This window comes from Dubosiella newyorkensis, from assembly GCF_001945605.1.
Taxonomy (GTDB): Bacteria; Bacillota_I; Bacilli_A; order Erysipelotrichales; family Erysipelotrichaceae; genus Dubosiella; species Dubosiella newyorkensis.
In genome coordinates this window covers 1-630 of the sequence record NZ_MPKA01000124.1, presented here as the reverse complement: position 1 = coordinate 630, position 630 = coordinate 1, and the positions used below count along the sequence as shown (strand labels likewise).

The 630-nt window shown below is 41.7% G+C and carries 1 protein-coding gene; it reads left to right on the top strand.

Features of this window, described 5'->3' with window-relative positions; all coding sequences use genetic code 11:
- On the top strand, positions 1–630 hold a 630-nt coding region (locus BO225_RS11135), incomplete at both ends, for an IS3 family transposase (protein WP_076342284.1).

Here is a 630-nt window from a genome sequence, read left to right as displayed (position 1 = left end):
ACTACAAGCATTTGAGATTCAAACCATCCAAGACAAAAGTCCGGCGGGAAAAAACAAAAAAAGCAATCGTCAAGATCTACAACGATTCGCACCAGCTGTATGGCTCGCCCAAGATCGCAGAGATCCTCCACAAGCATGGAATCAAAGGATGCCAGAAGTATGTCTATTCGATCATGAAAGAAGCCAATATCAAACCGAAATATCTGAAACACAAGATAAAAACGACCATATCTAAAGGGAATGATCGAAAACTTCACAATCTTCTGAAAAGACAATTCAATCCAAAAGATCCCGACAGTGTATGGTGTACTGATATCACCTACATCTGGACAGAAGAAGGATTTGTCTATCTGACCAGCGTGATGGACCTGTATTCCAGAAAAATAGTGGGATGGGTGATGACTCGAAATATGGAAGCCGCAAAAGTTCTGGAGTGTATAGAAATAGCCAAAAGAAGACGAGGAATCAAAAAGCCATTGGTGATCCACAGCGATCGAGGAGTGCAGTACACAAGCGAAGAATACAAAAACAAGACAGAAGGAATGGAAAGATCGTATTCGAGAAAAGGCAATCCATGGGACAACGCCTGCATCGAAAGCTTTCATTCACTGATCAAGAGAGAATGGATCA